The sequence below is a fragment of the Streptomyces sp. NPDC002643 genome, assembly GCF_053592555.1.
Map to the genome: position 1 here is coordinate 115964 of NZ_JBSFVY010000008.1, position 17156 is coordinate 133119.

At 70.4% G+C, this 17156-nt stretch carries 15 protein-coding genes; 8 read left to right on the forward strand and 7 right to left on the reverse strand.

Going from position 1 to position 17156, the window contains the following annotated elements; translation table 11 throughout:
* Positions 1-87 precede the first annotated feature (87 nt).
* The 8 genes from ACWD4G_RS14475 (at position 88) to ACWD4G_RS14510 (ending at position 7595) form a co-directional block, all read left to right on the forward strand.
* A complete protein-coding gene (locus tag ACWD4G_RS14475; protein WP_451293053.1) occupies positions 88-852 on the forward strand; it encodes a phosphoadenylyl-sulfate reductase in 765 nt (254 codons plus the stop codon).
* Positions 853-890: 38 nt separating this feature from the next.
* A complete protein-coding gene (cysC, locus tag ACWD4G_RS14480; RefSeq protein WP_451293055.1) occupies positions 891-1427 on the forward strand; it encodes an adenylyl-sulfate kinase in 537 nt (178 codons plus the stop codon).
* Positions 1424-2359 (forward strand): sulfate adenylyltransferase subunit CysD, encoded by a 936-nt coding sequence (cysD, locus tag ACWD4G_RS14485; RefSeq protein WP_451293057.1) that lies wholly within the window; start codon positions 1424-1426, stop codon positions 2357-2359. The genes cysC and cysD overlap by 4 nt, the downstream gene beginning before the upstream one ends.
* Before the next feature lie 2 nt (positions 2360-2361).
* Entirely contained in the window at positions 2362-3696 is a 1335-nt protein-coding gene (locus ACWD4G_RS14490) for a sulfate adenylyltransferase subunit 1 (protein ID WP_451293059.1), read from the forward strand.
* Between the two features lie 235 nt (positions 3697-3931).
* Positions 3932-5041, forward strand: coding sequence for an aliphatic sulfonate ABC transporter substrate-binding protein (locus ACWD4G_RS14495; protein WP_451293061.1), 1110 nt, complete (start codon positions 3932-3934; stop codon positions 5039-5041).
* Between the two features lie 36 nt (positions 5042-5077).
* Positions 5078-5866, forward strand: a complete 789-nt coding sequence (locus tag ACWD4G_RS14500; RefSeq protein ID WP_451293063.1) for an ABC transporter ATP-binding protein — start codon at positions 5078-5080, stop codon at positions 5864-5866.
* Positions 5853-6770 (forward strand): ABC transporter permease, encoded by a 918-nt coding sequence (locus tag ACWD4G_RS14505; RefSeq protein ID WP_451293065.1) that lies wholly within the window; start codon positions 5853-5855, stop codon positions 6768-6770. Before ACWD4G_RS14500 ends, ACWD4G_RS14505 begins: the two co-directional genes overlap by 14 nt.
* 78 nt (positions 6771-6848) lie before the next feature.
* A complete protein-coding gene (locus ACWD4G_RS14510; RefSeq protein WP_451293067.1) occupies positions 6849-7595 on the forward strand; it encodes a sirohydrochlorin chelatase in 747 nt (248 codons plus the stop codon).
* 8 nt (positions 7596-7603) lie between these two features.
* Here the strand turns inward: ACWD4G_RS14510 and ACWD4G_RS14515 are convergent, their stop codons facing one another.
* The 7 genes from ACWD4G_RS14515 to mgt form a co-directional block, all read right to left on the reverse strand.
* Entirely contained in the window at positions 7604-9055 is a 1452-nt protein-coding gene (locus ACWD4G_RS14515; protein ID WP_451293069.1) for a hypothetical protein, read from the reverse strand.
* 135 nt (positions 9056-9190) lie between these two features.
* Positions 9191-9802, reverse strand: a complete 612-nt coding sequence (locus ACWD4G_RS14520) for a TIGR03086 family metal-binding protein (RefSeq protein WP_451293071.1) — start codon at positions 9800-9802, stop codon at positions 9191-9193.
* Positions 9803-9919: 117 nt separating this feature from the next.
* A complete protein-coding gene (locus ACWD4G_RS14525; protein ID WP_451293072.1) occupies positions 9920-10060 on the reverse strand; it encodes a hypothetical protein in 141 nt (46 codons plus the stop codon).
* 66 nt (positions 10061-10126) lie between these two features.
* Positions 10127-13609 (reverse strand): type 2 lanthipeptide synthetase LanM family protein, encoded by a 3483-nt coding sequence (locus tag ACWD4G_RS14530; protein WP_451293074.1) that lies wholly within the window; start codon positions 13607-13609, stop codon positions 10127-10129.
* Between the two features lie 457 nt (positions 13610-14066).
* Complete coding sequence (locus ACWD4G_RS14535; protein ID WP_451293076.1) at positions 14067-14612, reverse strand: DUF1697 domain-containing protein; 546 nt, start codon at positions 14610-14612, stop codon at positions 14067-14069.
* Between the two features lie 35 nt (positions 14613-14647).
* Positions 14648-15634 (reverse strand): CDP-alcohol phosphatidyltransferase family protein, encoded by a 987-nt coding sequence (locus ACWD4G_RS14540; RefSeq protein ID WP_451293078.1) that lies wholly within the window; start codon positions 15632-15634, stop codon positions 14648-14650.
* A gap of 256 nt (positions 15635-15890) precedes the next feature.
* On the reverse strand, positions 15891-17087 hold the full coding sequence (mgt, locus tag ACWD4G_RS14545; RefSeq protein WP_451293080.1) for a macrolide-inactivating glycosyltransferase: 1197 nt from the start codon (positions 17085-17087) through the stop codon (positions 15891-15893).
* Positions 17088-17156 lie beyond the last annotated feature (69 nt).

The window sequence follows — 17156 nt, forward strand, 5'->3', positions numbered from 1 at the left end:
GGCTCCCGTCACCGGCTTTGGCGCTCCGGAGGCGAACACCCAAGAAAAGAGGAGCCTTCAGCGAGCCGACAGCGGAGGGGATCACATATGACGACCGTTCAGGCGGATGACGATACGTCCGCGCCGCTGAGCGAGGAGAACGACCCGAACGACCCCGAGGCGGCCGAGCGCGCGAGGCTCAAGGCGCTCGCCGAGCAGGCCGGCCGGGACCTCGAAGACGCCTCGGCCCTTGAGATCCTCCAGTGGGCCGTGGACACCTTCGGCAAGCGTTTCTGCGTGACCTCCTCCATGGAGGACGCCGTGGTGGCCCATCTCGCCTCCCGGGCCCGGCCCGGCGTGGACGTGGTGTTCCTCGACACCGGCTACCACTTCCCCGAGACGATCGGCACCCGTGACGCGGTCGAGGCCGTGATGGATGTGAACGTGATCACGATCACACCGCGTCAGACGGTCGCCGAGCAGGATGCCGAGTACGGTCCCAAGCTGCATGACCGCGACCCGGACCTGTGCTGCTTCCTGCGCAAGGTCAAGCCGCTCGAACAGGGCCTGACCCGGTTCGACGCATGGGCGACCGGCCTGCGCCGCGACGACTCCGAGTCCCGGGCGAACACCCCGGTGGTGGGCTGGGACGAGAAGCGTGGCAAGGTGAAGATCTCCCCGATAGCGCGTTGGACGCAGGACGACGTGGACGCCTACGTCGCCGAGCACGGAGTGCTCACCAACCCCCTGCTCATGGACGGTTACACGTCCGTGGGCTGTGCCCCCTGCACCCGACGGGTGGCCCCGGGCGAGGACGTGCGCGCCGGCCGCTGGGCGGGCCGTGCCAAGACCGAGTGCGGACTGCACCTGTGACCGCCATCACTGTGCCTGTGACGAACCAGGAGAACCAAGTGACGACCGGAGCCACCGTCTGGCTCACGGGTCTGCCGAGCGCCGGCAAGACCACCATCGCGTACGAGCTCGCGGGCCGACTGCGCGAGGAAGGCCACCTCGTCGAGGTGCTCGACGGCGACGAGATCCGTGAGTTCCTCACCGCCGACCTCGGCTTCAGCCGCGGCGACCGGCACACCAATGTGCAGCGCATCGGCTTCCTCGCCGACATGCTCGCCCGTAACGGCGTCAAGGCGCTGGTGCCGGTGATCGCGCCCTACGCCGACAGCCGTGAGGCGGTGCGCAAGCGCCACGACGCGAGCGGCACCGCCTACGTCGAGGTGCATGTGGCCACGCCGGTCGAGGTGTGCTCCGTACGCGATGTGAAGGGGCTGTACGCCAAGCAGGCCGCCGGTGAGATCTCCGGGCTGACCGGGGTCGACGACCCGTACGAGGCTCCGGCCGACCCGGATCTGCGGATCGAGTCGCAGGACCAGACGGTTCAGGAGTCGGCGGCGCTGGTCCACAAGCTGCTCACGGAGAGGGGTCTGGCATGACGACGACCGTCGCGTCCGTCCCCGGGACGACCACCCCGTACTCCCTCTCCCATCTGGACGCCCTGGAGTCCGAGGCGGTCCATATCTTCCGTGAGGTGGCGGGCGAGTTCGAGCGGCCGGTGATTCTCTTCTCCGGCGGCAAGGACTCCATCGTCATGCTGCACCTGGCGCTGAAGGCGTTCGCCCCGGCGGCGATCCCCTTCTCGCTGCTGCACGTGGACACGGGCCACAACTTCCCCGAGGTCATCGAGTACCGCGACCGCACGGTGGCCAAGCACGGCCTGCGGCTGCATGTCGCCTCCGTGCAGGACTACATCGACCGGGGTGTGCTGAAGGAGCGTCCGGACGGGACCCGTAACCCTCTCCAGACCCTCCCGCTCACCGAGAAGATCCAGTCGGAGAAGTTCGACGCGGTCTTCGGCGGTGGTCGCCGGGACGAGGAGAAGGCCCGTGCCAAGGAGCGGGTGTTCTCGCTCCGGGACGAGTTCTCGCAGTGGGACCCGCGCCGTCAGCGCCCCGAGCTGTGGAACCTGTACAACGGCCGGCACGCCCCCGGCGAGCACGTCCGCGTGTTCCCGCTCTCCAACTGGACCGAGCTGGACGTGTGGCAGTACATCGCCCGCGAGGGCATCGAGCTGCCGGAGATCTACTTCGCGCACGAGCGTGATGTGTTCCTGCGCGCCGGTATGTGGCTGACCGCGGGCGAGTGGGGCGGCCCGAAGGACGGCGAGAGTGTCGAGAAGCGGCTCATCCGCTACCGGACCGTCGGTGACATGTCCTGCACCGGTGCCGTCGACTCCGACGCGGTGACGCTGGACCAGGTCATCACCGAGATCGCCGCGTCCCGGCTGACCGAGCGGGGTGCGACCCGCGCCGACGACAAGCTGTCGGAGGCCGCGATGGAAGACCGTAAGCGCGAGGGGTACTTCTAGACATGAGCACGCTCTCCGCCGAGGAGCTCTCGGCCACCACCCTGCTGCGGTTCGCCACCGCCGGTTCCGTCGACGACGGCAAGTCCACGCTGGTCGGACGGCTGCTGCACGACTCCAAGTCGGTTCTCACCGACCAGCTGGAGGCCGTGGAGCGGGCGTCGGCCAGCCGTGGCCAGGAGGGTCCGGACCTCGCGCTGCTCACCGACGGTCTGCGGGCCGAGCGGGAGCAGGGCATCACCATCGACGTGGCGTACCGCTACTTCGCCACGGCGAAGCGCCGGTTCATCCTCGCCGACACCCCCGGGCATGTGCAGTACACCCGCAACATGGTCACGGGCGCGTCGACGGCCGAGCTGACGGTGATCCTGGTCGACGCCCGCAACGGTGTCGTCGAGCAGACCCGCCGCCACGCCGCGATCGCCGCCCTGCTGCGCGTCCCGCACGTGGTGCTGGCCGTCAACAAGATGGACCTCGTCGGCTACGCGGAGCAGGTCTTCGCGACCATCGCCGAGGAGTTCACGGCGTACGCCACCGAGCTGGGCGTCCCCGAGGTCACCGCGATCCCGATCTCGGCCCTTGAGGGCGACAACGTGGTGGAGCCCTCCGCCCACATGGACTGGTACGGCGGCCCGACGGTCCTGGAGCACCTGGAGACCGTGCCGGTCGCCCACGACCTGGCGCACTGCCACGCCCGCCTCCCCGTGCAGTTCGTGATCCGTCCGCAGACCGCCGAGCACCCGGACTACCGGGGGTACGCGGGTCAGATCGCGGCCGGTACGTTCCGGGTCGGCGACCCGGTGACGGTGCTGCCGTCGGGTCGTACGACGAAGGTCACGGGCATCGACCTGTTGGGCAAGCCGGTCGAGGCGGCCTACACCCCGCAGTCCGTGACGCTCCTTCTTGAGGACGACATCGACATCTCGCGCGGCGATCTGATCGTGCCGAGCAAGGACGCGCCCGCGACCACGCAGGACATCGAGGCGACGGTCTGCCACGTGGCCGACCAGCCGCTCACGGTGGGCCACCGGGTCCTGCTGAAGCACGGCACCCGCACGGTCAAGGCGATCGTCAAGGACATCCCGTCCCGCCTCACCCTCGACGACCTGTCCCTGCACCCGCACCCGGGACAGCTCGTCGCCAACGACATCGGCCGGGTCAAGGTCCGCACCGCCGAGGCGCTGCCGGTCGACTCATACGCCGACTCGCGCCGCACCGGTTCGTTCATCCTGATCGACCCGGCGGACGGTACGACGCTGACCGCCGGCATGGTCGGCGAGTCGTTCGCCTCTCCGGAGCCCGTCAAGGACGAGGCCGAGGACGACGGGTGGGACTTCTGACATGAACCCCCTGGGTTTCTACGGGACGTTCGCGAAGGAGGGCGGCCGCGTCGGCAGCGGCGCCCTCGGCAGCGGACAGGGCGGGGTGGCCCGATGTGCGCGATGACGTACGCGCACTGCCTGCGCGCCCTGTCCCCCCACCCGACGTCCCGGTTGCGACGAAGACCGTATTACTGACCCCCCGGCCACGCCCCGAAAGGCCGTGACCGCCGGGCCAACGAGAGGAACACCTCCCGTGCCTGCCATCCGCTCCGCCGCATTCCGGCGCACTTTCGCGGCCATCGCAACGCTTCCCCTCCTCACCCTGGCCGCCTGCGGCTACGGCTCCGAGTCCACGGACGCCAAGACCGACCAGGTCGCCGCCGGGGCCGAGAAGATCGACGGTCTCGACTCCGTCAACATCGGCTACTTCGGCAACCTCACCCATGGCACCGCGCTCGTCGGTATCCAGAAGGGCTTCTTCCAGAAGGAGCTCGGCGGTACCGAGGCGAAGTACACGACCTTCAACGCCGGCCCCTCCGAGATCGAGGCCCTCAACGGCGGCTCCATCGACATCGGCTGGATCGGCCCCTCCCCCGCGATCAACGGCTACACCAAGGCGGACGGCGCCAATCTGCGCATCATCGGCGGTTCCGCGTCCGGCGGTGTGAAGCTCGTCGTCAACCCCGACAAGATCAAGTCCCTGAAGGACGTCAAGGGCAAGAAGATCGCCACCCCGCAGCTCGGCAACACGCAGGACGTGGCGTTCCTCAACTGGATCGCGGAGCAGGGCTGGAAGGTCGACCCGCAGACCGGCAAGGGCGATGTGTCCGTGGTCCGCACCGAGAACTCCGTCGCCCCGGACGCCTACAAGTCCGGTGCCATCGACGGCGCCTGGGTGCCGGAGCCGACCGCGTCCAAGCTGGTCGCCGAGGGCGCGAAGGTGCTCCTCGACGAGGCGGACCTGTGGCCGGACAAGAAGTTCGTGATCACGAACATCATCGTGCGGCAGGCGTTCCTGAAGGAGCACCCGGACGTCGTCGAGGCCGTGCTGCGCGCCTCGGTGAAGACCAACGCGTACATCGGGTCCAACCCGGACGAGGCCAAGGCCGCGGCGAACGCCCAGCTCAAGGCGGACTCCGGCAAGGAGCTTCCGGCAGATGTACTCGACCCGGCGTGGGAGTCCATCCAGTTCACCGACGACCCGCTGGCGTCCACCCTGCAGACCGAGGCGGACCACGCGGTCAAGGCCGGTCTGCTGGAGGAGCCGAAGCTGGACGGCATCTACGACCTGTCGCTGCTGAACAAGGTCCTCAAGGCCGACGGTGATCCCGAGGTCGACGACGCCGGGCTCGGCGTCGAGTAACCGCACAGTCCGATGAGTTCCCAGGAGGTGACGACCATGGCCACCGCACTCGCCAAGGCCGCCGACGGCACGGCGACGGCGACGCACGCCGCCCGTATCGAGCACGTATCGAAGTCCTTCGCCGGGCCCGCCGGGCAGCAGCTCGTCCTGGACGACATCACCCTCGATGTCGCTCCGGGCGAGTTCGTCACCCTCCTGGGTGCCTCGGGCTGCGGCAAGTCCACCCTGCTCAACCTGGTCGCGGGGCTGGACGAGCCGACCGCGGGCAGCATCACGACCGACGGGCGCCCGGCCCTGATGTTCCAGGAGCACGCCCTGTTCCCGTGGCTGACCGCGGGCAAGAACGTCGAACTCGCCCTGAAGCTCAGGGGAGTTCCGAAGACCGAGCGGCGCGAGCGCACCGAGGAACTGCTCGGCCTGGTCCGGCTCAAGGGCGCCTACGGCAAGCGTGTCCACGAGCTGTCCGGCGGTATGCGCCAGCGGGTCGCGCTGGCCCGCGCGCTGGCGCAGGAGAGCAAGCTGCTGCTGATGGACGAGCCGTTCGCCGCGCTCGACGCCATCACCCGCGATGTCCTGCACGACGAACTGACCCGCATCTGGAGCGAGACCCAGCTGTCGGTGCTGTTCGTTACGCACAACGTGCGCGAGGCGGTACGGCTCGCCGAGCGCGTCGTGCTGCTGTCCTCGCGCCCCGGCCGGGTGGCCCGCGAGTGGACGGTGGGCATTCCCCAGCCGCGCCGTATCGAGGACACCGCGGTGGCGGAGCTGTCCGTCGAGATCACCGAAGAACTGCGTAGGGAGATCCGCCGCCATGGCCAGCACTGAGACCAAGGCCGACGGGCCCCTGAAGGACACCGAGGACGTCAAGGACTCCGACGACCTCGCCGGTCTTGAGGCCGGCCTGGACGCGCTGGACTCCGTACAGACCGGTCGTCCGCCGCTTCGCCAGGTCCTCGTCCAGAAGGTGCTGCCGCCGATCATCGCGGTCGCCCTGACGCTCGCGGTGTGGCAGCTCCTCGTCTGGGCGGAGGTCGCCCCGGCCTACAAGCTGCCCGCGCCGTCCGAGGTGTGGGCCGAGGTCGAGAACGCCTGGTTGCAGGGCACCCTCCTCGACTACATCTGGACCAGCGTCTCCCGAGGTCTGCTCGGCTTCCTCGCGGCGCTGGCGATCGGCACCCCGCTGGGTCTGCTGGTGGCCCGGGTCCGGCTCGTCCGCGCGGCGCTCGGTCCGATCCTCTCCGGTCTGCAGTCGCTGCCGTCGGTGGCGTGGGTGCCGCCCGCGGTGGTCTGGCTGGGTCTGGAGCCGTCGGTGATGTACACGGTGATCCTGCTCGGCGCGGTCCCCTCGATCGCCAACGGGCTGGTGTCCGGCATCGACCAGGTGCCGCCGCTGTTCCTGAGGGCGGGCCGTACCCTGGGCGCGACCGGGCTCAAGGGCACCTGGCACATCGTGATGCCGGCCGCGCTGCCCGGCTATGTCGCCGGTCTCAAGCAGGGCTGGGCCTTCTCCTGGCGCTCCCTGATGGCCGCCGAGATCATCGCCAAGGCCCCCGACATCGGCGCCGGCCTCGGCCAGCTCCTGGAGGCGGGCCGCACCAACAGCAGCATGCCCCAGGTGTTCCTGGCCATCTTCCTCATCCTGATCGTCGGCATCGCCATCGACCTGCTGATCTTCAGCCCGCTGGAGCGGTGGGTGCTGCGCAGCCGGGGCCTGCTGGTGAGCCGCTGATCCGGTGCGCCCAGTCGGAGAACCCGGCGGTTCGCCGCCGAACCACTGAAAGAGAGCCGAAGGAGCCCCTGGACCTCCATGAGCCGTAGCCCCGTTCTCCTCGTCATCGCCCATGGCAGCCGTGATCCCCGGCATGCCGCCACCGTGCACGCCCTGGTGCGGCGGGTGCGGGCGATGCGACCGGGGCTGCGCGTGGAGACCGGCTTCCTCGACTTCAACATCCCGTCCGTGCGGGGGGTACTGGAGTCGCTGGCGGCGGAGGGCGTGCGGGACGTGGTGGCCCTGCCCCTCCTCCTCACCCGCGCCTTCCACGCGAAGGCGGACATCCCGGCGGTGCTGCGGGCCGCCCCGCCACAGCTGCGCATCCGCCAGGCGGAGGTCCTCGGCCCCTCTCCCCTTCTCCTGGCCGCCCTCGAACGGCGGTTGTACGAGGCGGGGTTGAGCCCCGCCGACAAGTCCTCGACCGGGGTCGTACTGGCCTCGGCGGGGTCCACCGACCCGGAGGCGATCGCGGTGATCGCCGACATCGCGCGGGAGTGGTGGCACACCGGTTGGTGCGCCGTGCGACCCGCGTTCGCCTCCGCGTCCCTTCCCCGCACGGAGGACGCCGTACGGGAACTGCGGGCGCTCGGCTGCGACCGCGTGGCCGTCGCCCCGTACGTCCTGGCCCCCGGCTTCCTCCCGGACCGCATCGCCCGGGGCGCGGCGGAGGCGGACGTACTGGCCGACGTCCTGGGCCCGGCACCGGAGGTGGCGGGGCTGCTGCTGCGCCGGTACGACGAGGCGTCACGGCGGGTGCTGTTGGCCGCCGGGGTCGGGGCCTGACCGCGTCCTCAGCGGACGACCAGCGGGCGGAACGCGTCCCGTACATCGGACGTGGACTCCTGAACGAAGTCGTCCGGCGGCGGACCCGAGTCGTCATCGTCGTAGCCGTACTCGTAGTACGTGACCGACGGCGGGCAGCGGGAGCCGGCGATCTGGATCTCGCGGTCGGTGACGAGCTTGCCGGTGGCCAGTTCATAGACCTTCACCGGCATCGCGATCTTGTGGAAGGTCACGTCGGTGACGGAGCCGGAGCCGTACTCGTACGGGCAGGTCCGGACGGCGGAGCCGTAGGTGCCGTCGCCGACGCAGACGACCAGGACGGCGTCCTCGGGACCGTCCGCCTTCCAGGAGTCGGGGAGCCGGCCGGCGTACTCGTCGTCGCCGGGGAACAGCGCGCGGTTGACGCCCTGGCCCAGGGGTGCGGCGCCGCTGTACCTCACCGGGTGGGAGCAGTACTCGGGCTGCTCGTAGTCCTCGGACGCGAGCAGCCGGCGTACGGTGTCCAGCTCGATGTTCCGCGTCGCCTTCTCGACTCCCTGGCCGGCCCTGCTCGTCAGGTCGTCGTCCGGGTACTGGTCGAGGAGCCGCTCGTAGTGCGCCCGGGCGTCCTTCCACTCGCTCCCCCGCATGAGGTCGTCACCGCATCCGACGAGGGCGGCGGGTGCGGCCCGCTGAGCCGTGGCGGCGGACCGGTCCAGCAGGTCGTCTCCGAGCCCGCGGTCCCTGAGCCAGTCGATGACGGTGACGGCGGCGCAGGCGTCGGCGGTGGGCAGGTCGCCGACGAACTCGTCCAGGGTCGCTTCGACCGCTTTCTCGTTGCCGGGTCGGGCGAGGATCGAGGCGAGCGTGCGGAAGCCCCGCCCCAGGGCGGCGGTGTCGCCGACCAGTGCGACGTTCAACTCGCCCTCGGCCACCTCCAGCCGGCCGCAGGTGCGTACGGCCTCGTCGCCGGCGGCGGTCGACGGGGCGTCGGCGAGCCGGTGCCCGAACCCCACCCGGCCCTGCGCGCGGGCCACTTCCGCGCAGTCGCCGCGCTCGCGGGCCCCGGTGACACTCCGTTCGATCCCGGCCGCTTCGATCCTCAGGAATCCCATGGCCAGCAGCACCGGCAGTGTGACGCCCAGAGCGACCAGCCGCTGCCCGAGCCTGCCGCCCCGGGCCCCGGCGCCTCGGCCCCCGGCACCTCGGCGGGCCAGGAACCAGCCGTGGACGGTGACAGCCTCCCACCACACCACCATCGCGATCTCGTACGACGGCGAGGCGGTCGAGGCGATCCGGACGACGAGGACGAGCGTGACGGTCACGGCCGCGACGGCGAACCCGCGCCGCCGCAGGATCAGATAGCCGACGCCGAGCAGAGAGGCATTCCCCAGGGCGACGGCCGAAGGGTCGTACGTGCTCCTGGTCCCGGCGGGCACGGGCTCCGGTACGACAGGCAGGGCATGCGTCGGGTCGTTCATCCTGGTCCCCCGGTCGCAGAACGGCTCTGGCGCCCGGATGATGCGCCCGATCCGCCGGGACCCCTCCCGACCCGACCCGGATCACGCCGCGGCCGTGACACCCCTCCACACCGTTTCCGGCGCTCCAGGAGAGGGTCAGCGCGGGGGAGGAGTTCCTGCGGATTTCCCGCCCAGGCGCGGGTCCCGGCCGCTCGCTCCCAAGGCCCTGTCGAATGCGAGGGCCTCGGCCGGCACCGGGATCGGTTCGGCGAAGCCGTCGTACTGGCGGTAGAGGGCGGCGTGCGCTTGGACGACGTCGAGGACGAGGTGGGAGGCGGCGTCGGAGAGGTGGATGCGCCGGCCCGTGGAGACGGCGACGTCCCAGCCGTGGACCGCCATCTCCTTGACGATCATTCCGGCGAGGTCGATGGCGGGCAGCGACCCGCCGCCGAGGTCGACCTCGCCCTCCCACACCGCCGGGTCCGCCCAGGCGGCCACCGCGCGGTCGAGTTGGGCGGCGTACGCCTCGGCCCAGTCCGGGTCGGCGGTGAAGTCGCGCGTGGCCAGGTCCTCGGGGAGGGGCTTGCGCAGGGCGCGGTGTTCGAGGCCGTGGGAGGTGTAGAGCACCCAGTGGTTGACCAGGGCGCGGACGTCCCAGCCGGGGCAGTGGGTGGGCAGGGAGAGGTGGTCCACCGTGACTCCGCGGGCGATGCGGGCCGCCTCGGTGGCGCATTCGATCATGTACGGGTGGATGTCGTTCATCTGCATGCCGGTCACGCTAGGGACGACACCCGCACCGCCTCTTGAACAAACGCGACAGTTCCGGGTCGAGGGCGGCGCCGCCCGGTGTCGGGCGGCGCCGCTTGTCATGCGGTGCGATACCTGTCAGCCGCAGATGGGGTGGCACGTGGGGCTGTCGGTGATGTCCAGGCCCGCGAGGTCTTCCAGGGTGTCGTCCTCAAGGGAGATGCCGCCGGCCGGGTTCTCGTCACCAGTGAATGCGATACGGATGTAGGTCTCGTTCATTTCTCCACCTCTTTCTCTGTGTTTCTCGGTTTTCGGTTTTCCATTTCTTGCAACCACCGAAGCCGTTCAGGGACGGCTTCGGCGGGTCTTGGGGGGAACTCGTCTCGGCGGCTGCATCCGCAGAATCGACGGAACCCGGTCGGGGTGGGCCAGATGAAGGAGTTGGTAACCGATACCGGCCATCCCCGGCATCAGGCCCACCGCCGCGCTGCCGGACCGCAGGCCGCAGCGCCAGCCGCCGCGGCGGGCGTCGTCCAGGACGGCGGCGATCAACTGCTCCGGCCGGACGGGGAGTTGTGCCGTTCGCCCCGCCACCGCGAGGAGTTCGACATTGCCCAGGTCGCCATGGCAGATGGTGTGGTTGCCCACGCCGAGACAGCCGTCCCCGTCGACGCCGGCCATGACCCGCCAGGTCGCGCGCAGGGCGGTGGCGAGGTCCGTCTCCACGGTCGTACGCAGTTGTTCGGGCAGGCCGCAGGAGAGCATCTCGTGGCGGGCCAGGCCGATGCCCGGGGCGCCGTGGCACCAGGCGTGGGTCGACCGTGCCCTCATGTGGTCCGGCAGGGCGCGCAGATCACGCCAGTTGCCGAGGTCGGGGTCGTAGAGGGAGTTCTCGTGGCGGAGCGCGGCCTCGATGGTGTCCGCGTAGCGATGGCCGGGGCTGATCCGGTGCAGTCGAGCGAGGGCGAGGGCGATGCCGGCCGTGCCGTGGGCCATTCCTGCGAGCGGGGTCCCGCGTACGGCGGGGGCGGGCCAGCCGCAGCCGTGCTCGGTGCTGACCCGGCCGTCGATCAGCGTGTCCGCGCAGGACCGTGCGATCGGGAGCGCCCCGGCCTCCGGCAGCACCTCGTGCACCGCCAGCAGGGTCAGCAGCAGCCCGGCGTTGCCCGCCACCACGTCATGGGCCTTGTCGTACGGAAGGAGTCGTTCCAGCACCGGCAGCGCCTCGGTGACCGGCGCGAACAGTGCGCTGTCGCCCAGGACTCGACCGGCGTGCAGAAGGAAGTTGACCGCTCCCGCGGCCTCCCCGAAGTAGCCCGTCCCCTTGCCGGGGAACGTGCCCGACGGGGACCGTCCGACGGAATCGCCGGCGGACCTGTGGAAGCCCAGCCCTGCCGGCAAACCCCCGTATCTCTCGGCGAACTCCCCCAATCGCGCCGCCGTCGCCCCCGCGACCAGCCTCGCCCGCTCCCGCCACAGCGGCCGGTCCGTCTCGGCGGCCAAGTACGTCAGGAACATGCCGATTCCGGGAAGCCCCTGGTAGAGGTCATGGCCCGCCGGTTCGATACGCCAGTGGTTCTCGTCGGCCCACGACAGCCCCGGCCAGCCGATCCGGTCACCGTCCCGCAGGGCCGCGTTCATCAGCCGCAGACCGATCTCCTCGGCGCACTCCACGAGTTCGTCGCCCGACACCCCGTGCGACGGGACCGGCCTGAGTTCGGGGGCGGCCGGCCTGGGACGCAGGGAGGCCTGCGCGATGTCGTACGAGGTCTCCATCATGCGGAGCTGGAAGGCGAGGTCGGTGTCGCTCATGCGGTGGACGCGGTCGCGTACGGCGTCGATCGGGGGCGCGGGGAGTACGTCCGCGACGCGGTCGCCGTTGTCGAGCCAGACGTCCCGTGAGCCGGGGCGGGTCGTGAACAACGGGATGTCCCCGGCGCGCAGCGCACGGATCTCGGCGGCCATCAGCGGGTAGCGGGTCGGGCCGTCGTGCAGGCCCTGGCAGAGGCGGGCCAGGGAACGGTCCCGGTCGAGCGCGTCGCGGAGGAAGTCGGGATGCGTGCTTTCCTCCAGGAGCCGTGCGTAGGTGCGGGTCGGCCGGAGGATCAGCCGGGTCCGTGAACCGAGGAAGCCGTCGATCAGGCCGCCGGCGCGCAGCAGTTCCGGGCGGTCCGCCCGTATCCGCTCATAGGCGAAGACAAAGCCTTCGATCACCTGTTCGCGATGGGCCAGCGGGTCCAGTGGTGTGCCGTCGGCGAGCCGGGGGCGGTTGGCGGCGCCCGGATGGGTGATGTGTCTGCGGACGATCCGCATCTCGTCGGTGTTCGCGGCCTCCACGACGGCGACCGGGGCCGCGCTGGACACCGTCTCGGCCGCCGCGATCCCGCTCATGTCGACCAGGTGGAACCGGTCGCTCTCCTCGTCCCGCACCATCAGCGGCTTCGGCAGCAGCCCCACGGAGAGCACCGACGACTCCAGCGCCTCGGCGGCGGGGTCCGCGTGGCTCGCCGGCCCGCGCCCGGCTGCTGCCCCCACCCCCGTAGGCGGATGCCCGCCGGCCCGTCCCGGTCCCGTACGGGACTCCGCCGGCCTCGTGTGGAACAGCGCCTCCAGGTCGATCGCCACCGGGCTCTCCCCCGCGGCGATCACGTTCTCCAGATGGAAGTCCGTGGCGCCGAGGCTGTGCAGCAGGGCGAGCAGCGCGCCGGTGCGCCAGTAGAACGCGCTGACCTCGTCGGCGTCGGCGCACGCCTCGTGGGCGATGAACTCGACCCAGCCGTGGTCACGCCGGTCGAGCACCCTCGGCATCCGCAGCCGATGCGGCGGGCGATGGCCGTCGAACCATTCCAGATATCGGTTGAAGGCCAGATCGATGTCGAGGGACCGGGGTTTGTGGACGACCCGGGCGTCCGCGAACCGGACCACCGCGACCGAACGGCCGCCCCGATGGGTGTCCCCGGCACCGAAGTCGACCGCCTCGACCGCCCCCGGCCGCTTCCCGTCCCACACCGTCTCCACCAGCGCGGAGAAGTCGGTCAGCAGCCGCGTGGCGAACTCCACCCGCGCCGCCCGCCAGGTGTTCAGCAGGTCCACCTGGTGCCGGGCGAGCACGGGGTACGCCCGCCACAGCCCGAGCGCGTACTCCGGGTCGCACAGCAGCCGCCGGAAGTCGCGGAGCCGGTCCTCCGGGCTGTCGCCCACCAGCCGACCGGCCACCCGCGCCACGTTCAGTTCGAGTACGCACATACGCCGGACGCCGAGTCCGAGGGCGCGCAACGGCAGGGAGTCGGCGAGCAGTTCGGGCAGCGCGGCGAGTTCCGGGACCGCCGCGATCCGTTCCGCCAGCGGTGCGAGATCCCTCAGCAGAGCGGTACGGGCATGGGTCAGCAGGGGCCTGCTCAGTTCGAGAAACCCCAGGTCGTCCGGCAACGAGCCGCTCCGGTCAGCGGCAGGGGCGGTGGCCCCGGCCCCGGCCCCGGCCCCGGCCCCGGCGTGATGCTCCCGCCACGCCTCCGTGAAGTCGTACGTCCACTCCGGCCGCTCGCCCGACCGCTTCCGCAGTGCCTCCCGGTCCTCGCCGAGCAGGGCGGTCAGTTCGGCCGCGCCCACCCCGAACGGGGACAGCGCGGCATCGACCTCGATGGGTGTACCGCGAAACGGCACCATGCGCTTCCAGCCGTCGAACCGCGTCCGTCCGGCCTCCCCGTCGATGCCCTCCGGCGGTATGCGCCCGCAGGCCCGCTCGGGTACGTACGCGGCCAGCTCCCAAGGGACACCGAGCACGTCGGGCGCGACCACGGGATCGGCCGCCGACGACGAATCAATCACCGGAGCTCCAAGTCACGGGGTGGGGAAACACGGGGGTGGGGTAAACAGGGAATGGCAGAACACCGGGGCCGGTGCCGGGGGAAAGGGGAATTCACACCTCGACGGTCGACATCTCGACGGTCTCGACGGTCTCGACGGTCTCGACGGTCTCGACGAATACGCAGACACAACGGAATTCGCCGGCACGGAAGCTCGTGAGGGAATTCCCGGAGGGGGGTGGGGGGTGTTGTGGGGGAAAGGGAACGACGGAACTAGAGCGCGAAAGTCAGGGGGCGCTCTCGACGGCTCGACAACTCACTGCGGCATGACGATCAGTAGAACACCGGGCCTTGGAACTTTCAATGACTCCCCGGACGGGCAATCACTTTTCGGCCAGCTACCGAGGAGTTCTACTTCCGGGTCGTTCAAAACACCACCCAACAACTTGGGAGGGAATGGTGAAAAGAAACAGTGACCGTCAGCTTCCGGTGAGCTCCGCCAGCTTCGCGACCGTGTTCCAGTTGCGGGACGTGGCGATCAGGCCCTTGAGGAGGCGTGGCTTGGACAGGGCCTCCGCCAGCTTGGAGCGGCCGAGGCCGTCGGGGGCGTAGAGGTAGAGCGCCCGGTCGCCGAGGCTGAACTCCTCGGGGAGGAAGGCCTGCCGGTCGAGTCCCGCGAAGCGGTCCGCGTCGACCGGCTGGGAGAAGTAGGTGACGTGCAACTGCTTGCCCTCCAACTCCGTGGCCGGATAAGGGCAGTCCCGGCGTACGGCCTCCAGATAGGCGTGGTCGCGGACGAGGACGTCGACCGTGAAGCCGAAGCGCTGCTCGATGGCCGCCGTGATGTCCGCCGCCAGGGAGTCCTCGTCGCCGGTGTCGGTGGTGAAGACCGCGTTGCCGCTCTGGAGGTAGGTGGCCACCGCGTCGTGGCCGAGGCCCGTCAGCAGGGCACGGAGGTCGGCCATCGGCACCTTCTTGCTGCCACCCACGTTGATCCCGCGCAACAGCGCCGCGTACGTCGTCATACGGCCACCCTAGGTCGCCGCCGTCGGCGGTGAGGTCAGGCGGCCTTCGCGATCGTGTCCCGGTCGAAGGAGTCGAGGGTGCGGGCGAAGTCGCGGGTCGACAGCAGCAGCTTGTAGACGATGGCCAGTTCGAAGACGAGCAGCAGGGCGCCCGAGACGATGGTCGCCGCCATCACCGAGTCGATGAGCGGGCCGATCATGAAGACGCCCATCTGGAACTCGATACCGCTGATCAGATGGGGGCGGATGCGGTGGCGCACCAGGAATGACCGGATGCGCAGATAGGCGGGGAAGCGGCGGCGGAACTCCTGGTGCAGATCGATGACCTGGGCCACGGTCTGCGGCGCGTCCGACGGGGTCTCTCCGGTCGCCTGCCGTGCGCCGTCCGCCGTCGTGTGAGCGGCGGTGGCCCGGACGTCCTGTTCGATGTCGGCCTCGGGGTTCTCCCTGAGGAGGTCCTCCATGAAGGCGAGTTCGCGTTCGTTCTCGGCGCGGCGGGCGGCTCTCATCCGGGCCTTGATCTGCTTGCGCATGGTGTGGCGGACCTTGAAGGTCTCCAGGGAGTTGATGTAGCGGAGCGCGTCGCAGCCGATGACGGCGGCGGCGAGCCAGATGTAGAAGGTCTCGCCCGTGCGGTGGTACTGCCCGGCCATCAGGGCCACCGCACACGCCGCCACCCTGATCCGGTCGAAGACGAAGTCGAGCCAGGCGCCGAACACCGAGCCCTGGCCGGTGAGCCGGGCGACCTTTCCGTCCATGCAGTCCAGGACGAAGCTCAGGTGGTAGACGACGGCGCCGGCGATCAGCCAGCGCCAGTCACCCAGGGCGAAGAAGCCGGCCGAGACGAGGCCCAGCACAAAGGCCCCCCAGGTCAGCTGGTTGGGCGTGATCCTCGTGTACATGGCGGTGAGCCGCACCAGCGGTGTGGCGACCGGGTCGACGAGCATCACGGTCCACCAGGCGTCGCGCTTCTTCTCGGTGACGCGGCGCACCTCTGCGAGGTCGGGTATGTCTCGGCGCATGGGGCGATTTCCTGGCATGAGGAGGGAGTTCACCCCCAGGTTGGGAGCCGTTCACCTGATGTACAAGATGTGCCGAGTGCAACCTTTGGGAGGGGGTAACGGTCGTACCCGGCAACAGGATCGATGGAGTTTCCGCGCCCCGGTCGACGAGATCTCCGCCCGCCTCCGTCCTTCGCCCGGCCCTCCGCGCGGCTCGGCCCTTCTCCCGGCTCGGGCCCTCCGCCCACCCCGCCCCTGTCTACCGCCGCCCCTCCGTCTACGGCCGTCCCTCGGGCAGCTCCGCCTCGATCAGGTCGGCGGCCCGTCGGGTGCCGCCCTCCCCCGCCATCCCCTCCTGGATCTCCTTGAGCCGACGGGCCACCTCGGGGTCGTCGACCAGGGCGAGGACGGCCTCGCGCAGGGTTTCGGCGGTGGCCTCCTCCATGGGCAGATGGCGGGCCACCCCGAGGCCCTGGAGCACATCGGCGTTGCCGAACTGGTCGGCGGCCTGCGGTACGGCGACCATCGGTGTGGCGGTCGCGAGGCCCTCCTGGCTGCCGCCCGCGCCCGCGTGGGTGATGAACGCGTCGGCCTGCTTGAGGATCGCCAACTGCGGCACCCAGTCCCGTACTTCCACCTGGGCGGGGATCTCGCCCAGCTCGGCCGGGTCGACGTGCCTGCCGACCTGGAGGACCATGTGCCAGCCCGGCAGATCGCCGAACGCCTTGACGCACTCGCGGTAGAAGGCGGGCTGCTTGGTGAAGGCGGAGCCGAGGGAGACGAGGAGGACCTTGTCCGCGTCGGCCGGGCGCTGCCAACCGCCTTGCGCCGCGCGGTCGCCCTGGCAGGCGCCGACGAAGGTGTACACGCTCGCGTCGACCCGGTCGGCGTTCCACTGGAGGGCCTTGGGGATGAGGACGAGCGAGCGAGCGGGCCGGCCGCCGAAGGAGTCGGGGTCCTGGTCGATCCCGTTCTCGTCCAGCCATGCCTGGAAGCGGGCGTAGTACGCCTTGCCGCGCTCGGTCTTCTTCGGCTCGGCCCACATGGGCTCGGCGACCTCCTCCTCGTAGCCGTCCCAGGCGACCATGTGCGGGGAGAGCGAGATCGCCCCGACGCCCCAGCGGTGAGCGAGGACCCGGGCCGGGTAGGAGGCGGTGTCGTGCAGCACGAGGTCGGGCTCGTCCCCCTCGTACGCCTCGATGAGCTGCGGCAGGGCCTGGATCGCGTCGTCGAGGAACGGCTCCACGTTGTCGAGCAGGGTGCTCCCCCATGCCTCCGGGTCGGCGTCGGGGCCGGGCAGCGTGGAGTGCCAGGGCTTCGGCTCGGCGCCGGTCTCCGCGACCTTCTCGGCGAAGGCCGGCGGGATCGCGTACGTGACGCGGTGCCCGCGCGCGACCAGCTCCCGGATCACTTCGAGGCTGGGGTTCACGTGGCCGTGGGCGGCGATGGAGAACATGGCGATGTGGGAGGTCATGACTCGACCGTAAGCGAGACGAGACGTCTCGTGCAACTTATTTCCACCGAGCCGCCACCGTCCGCCCTG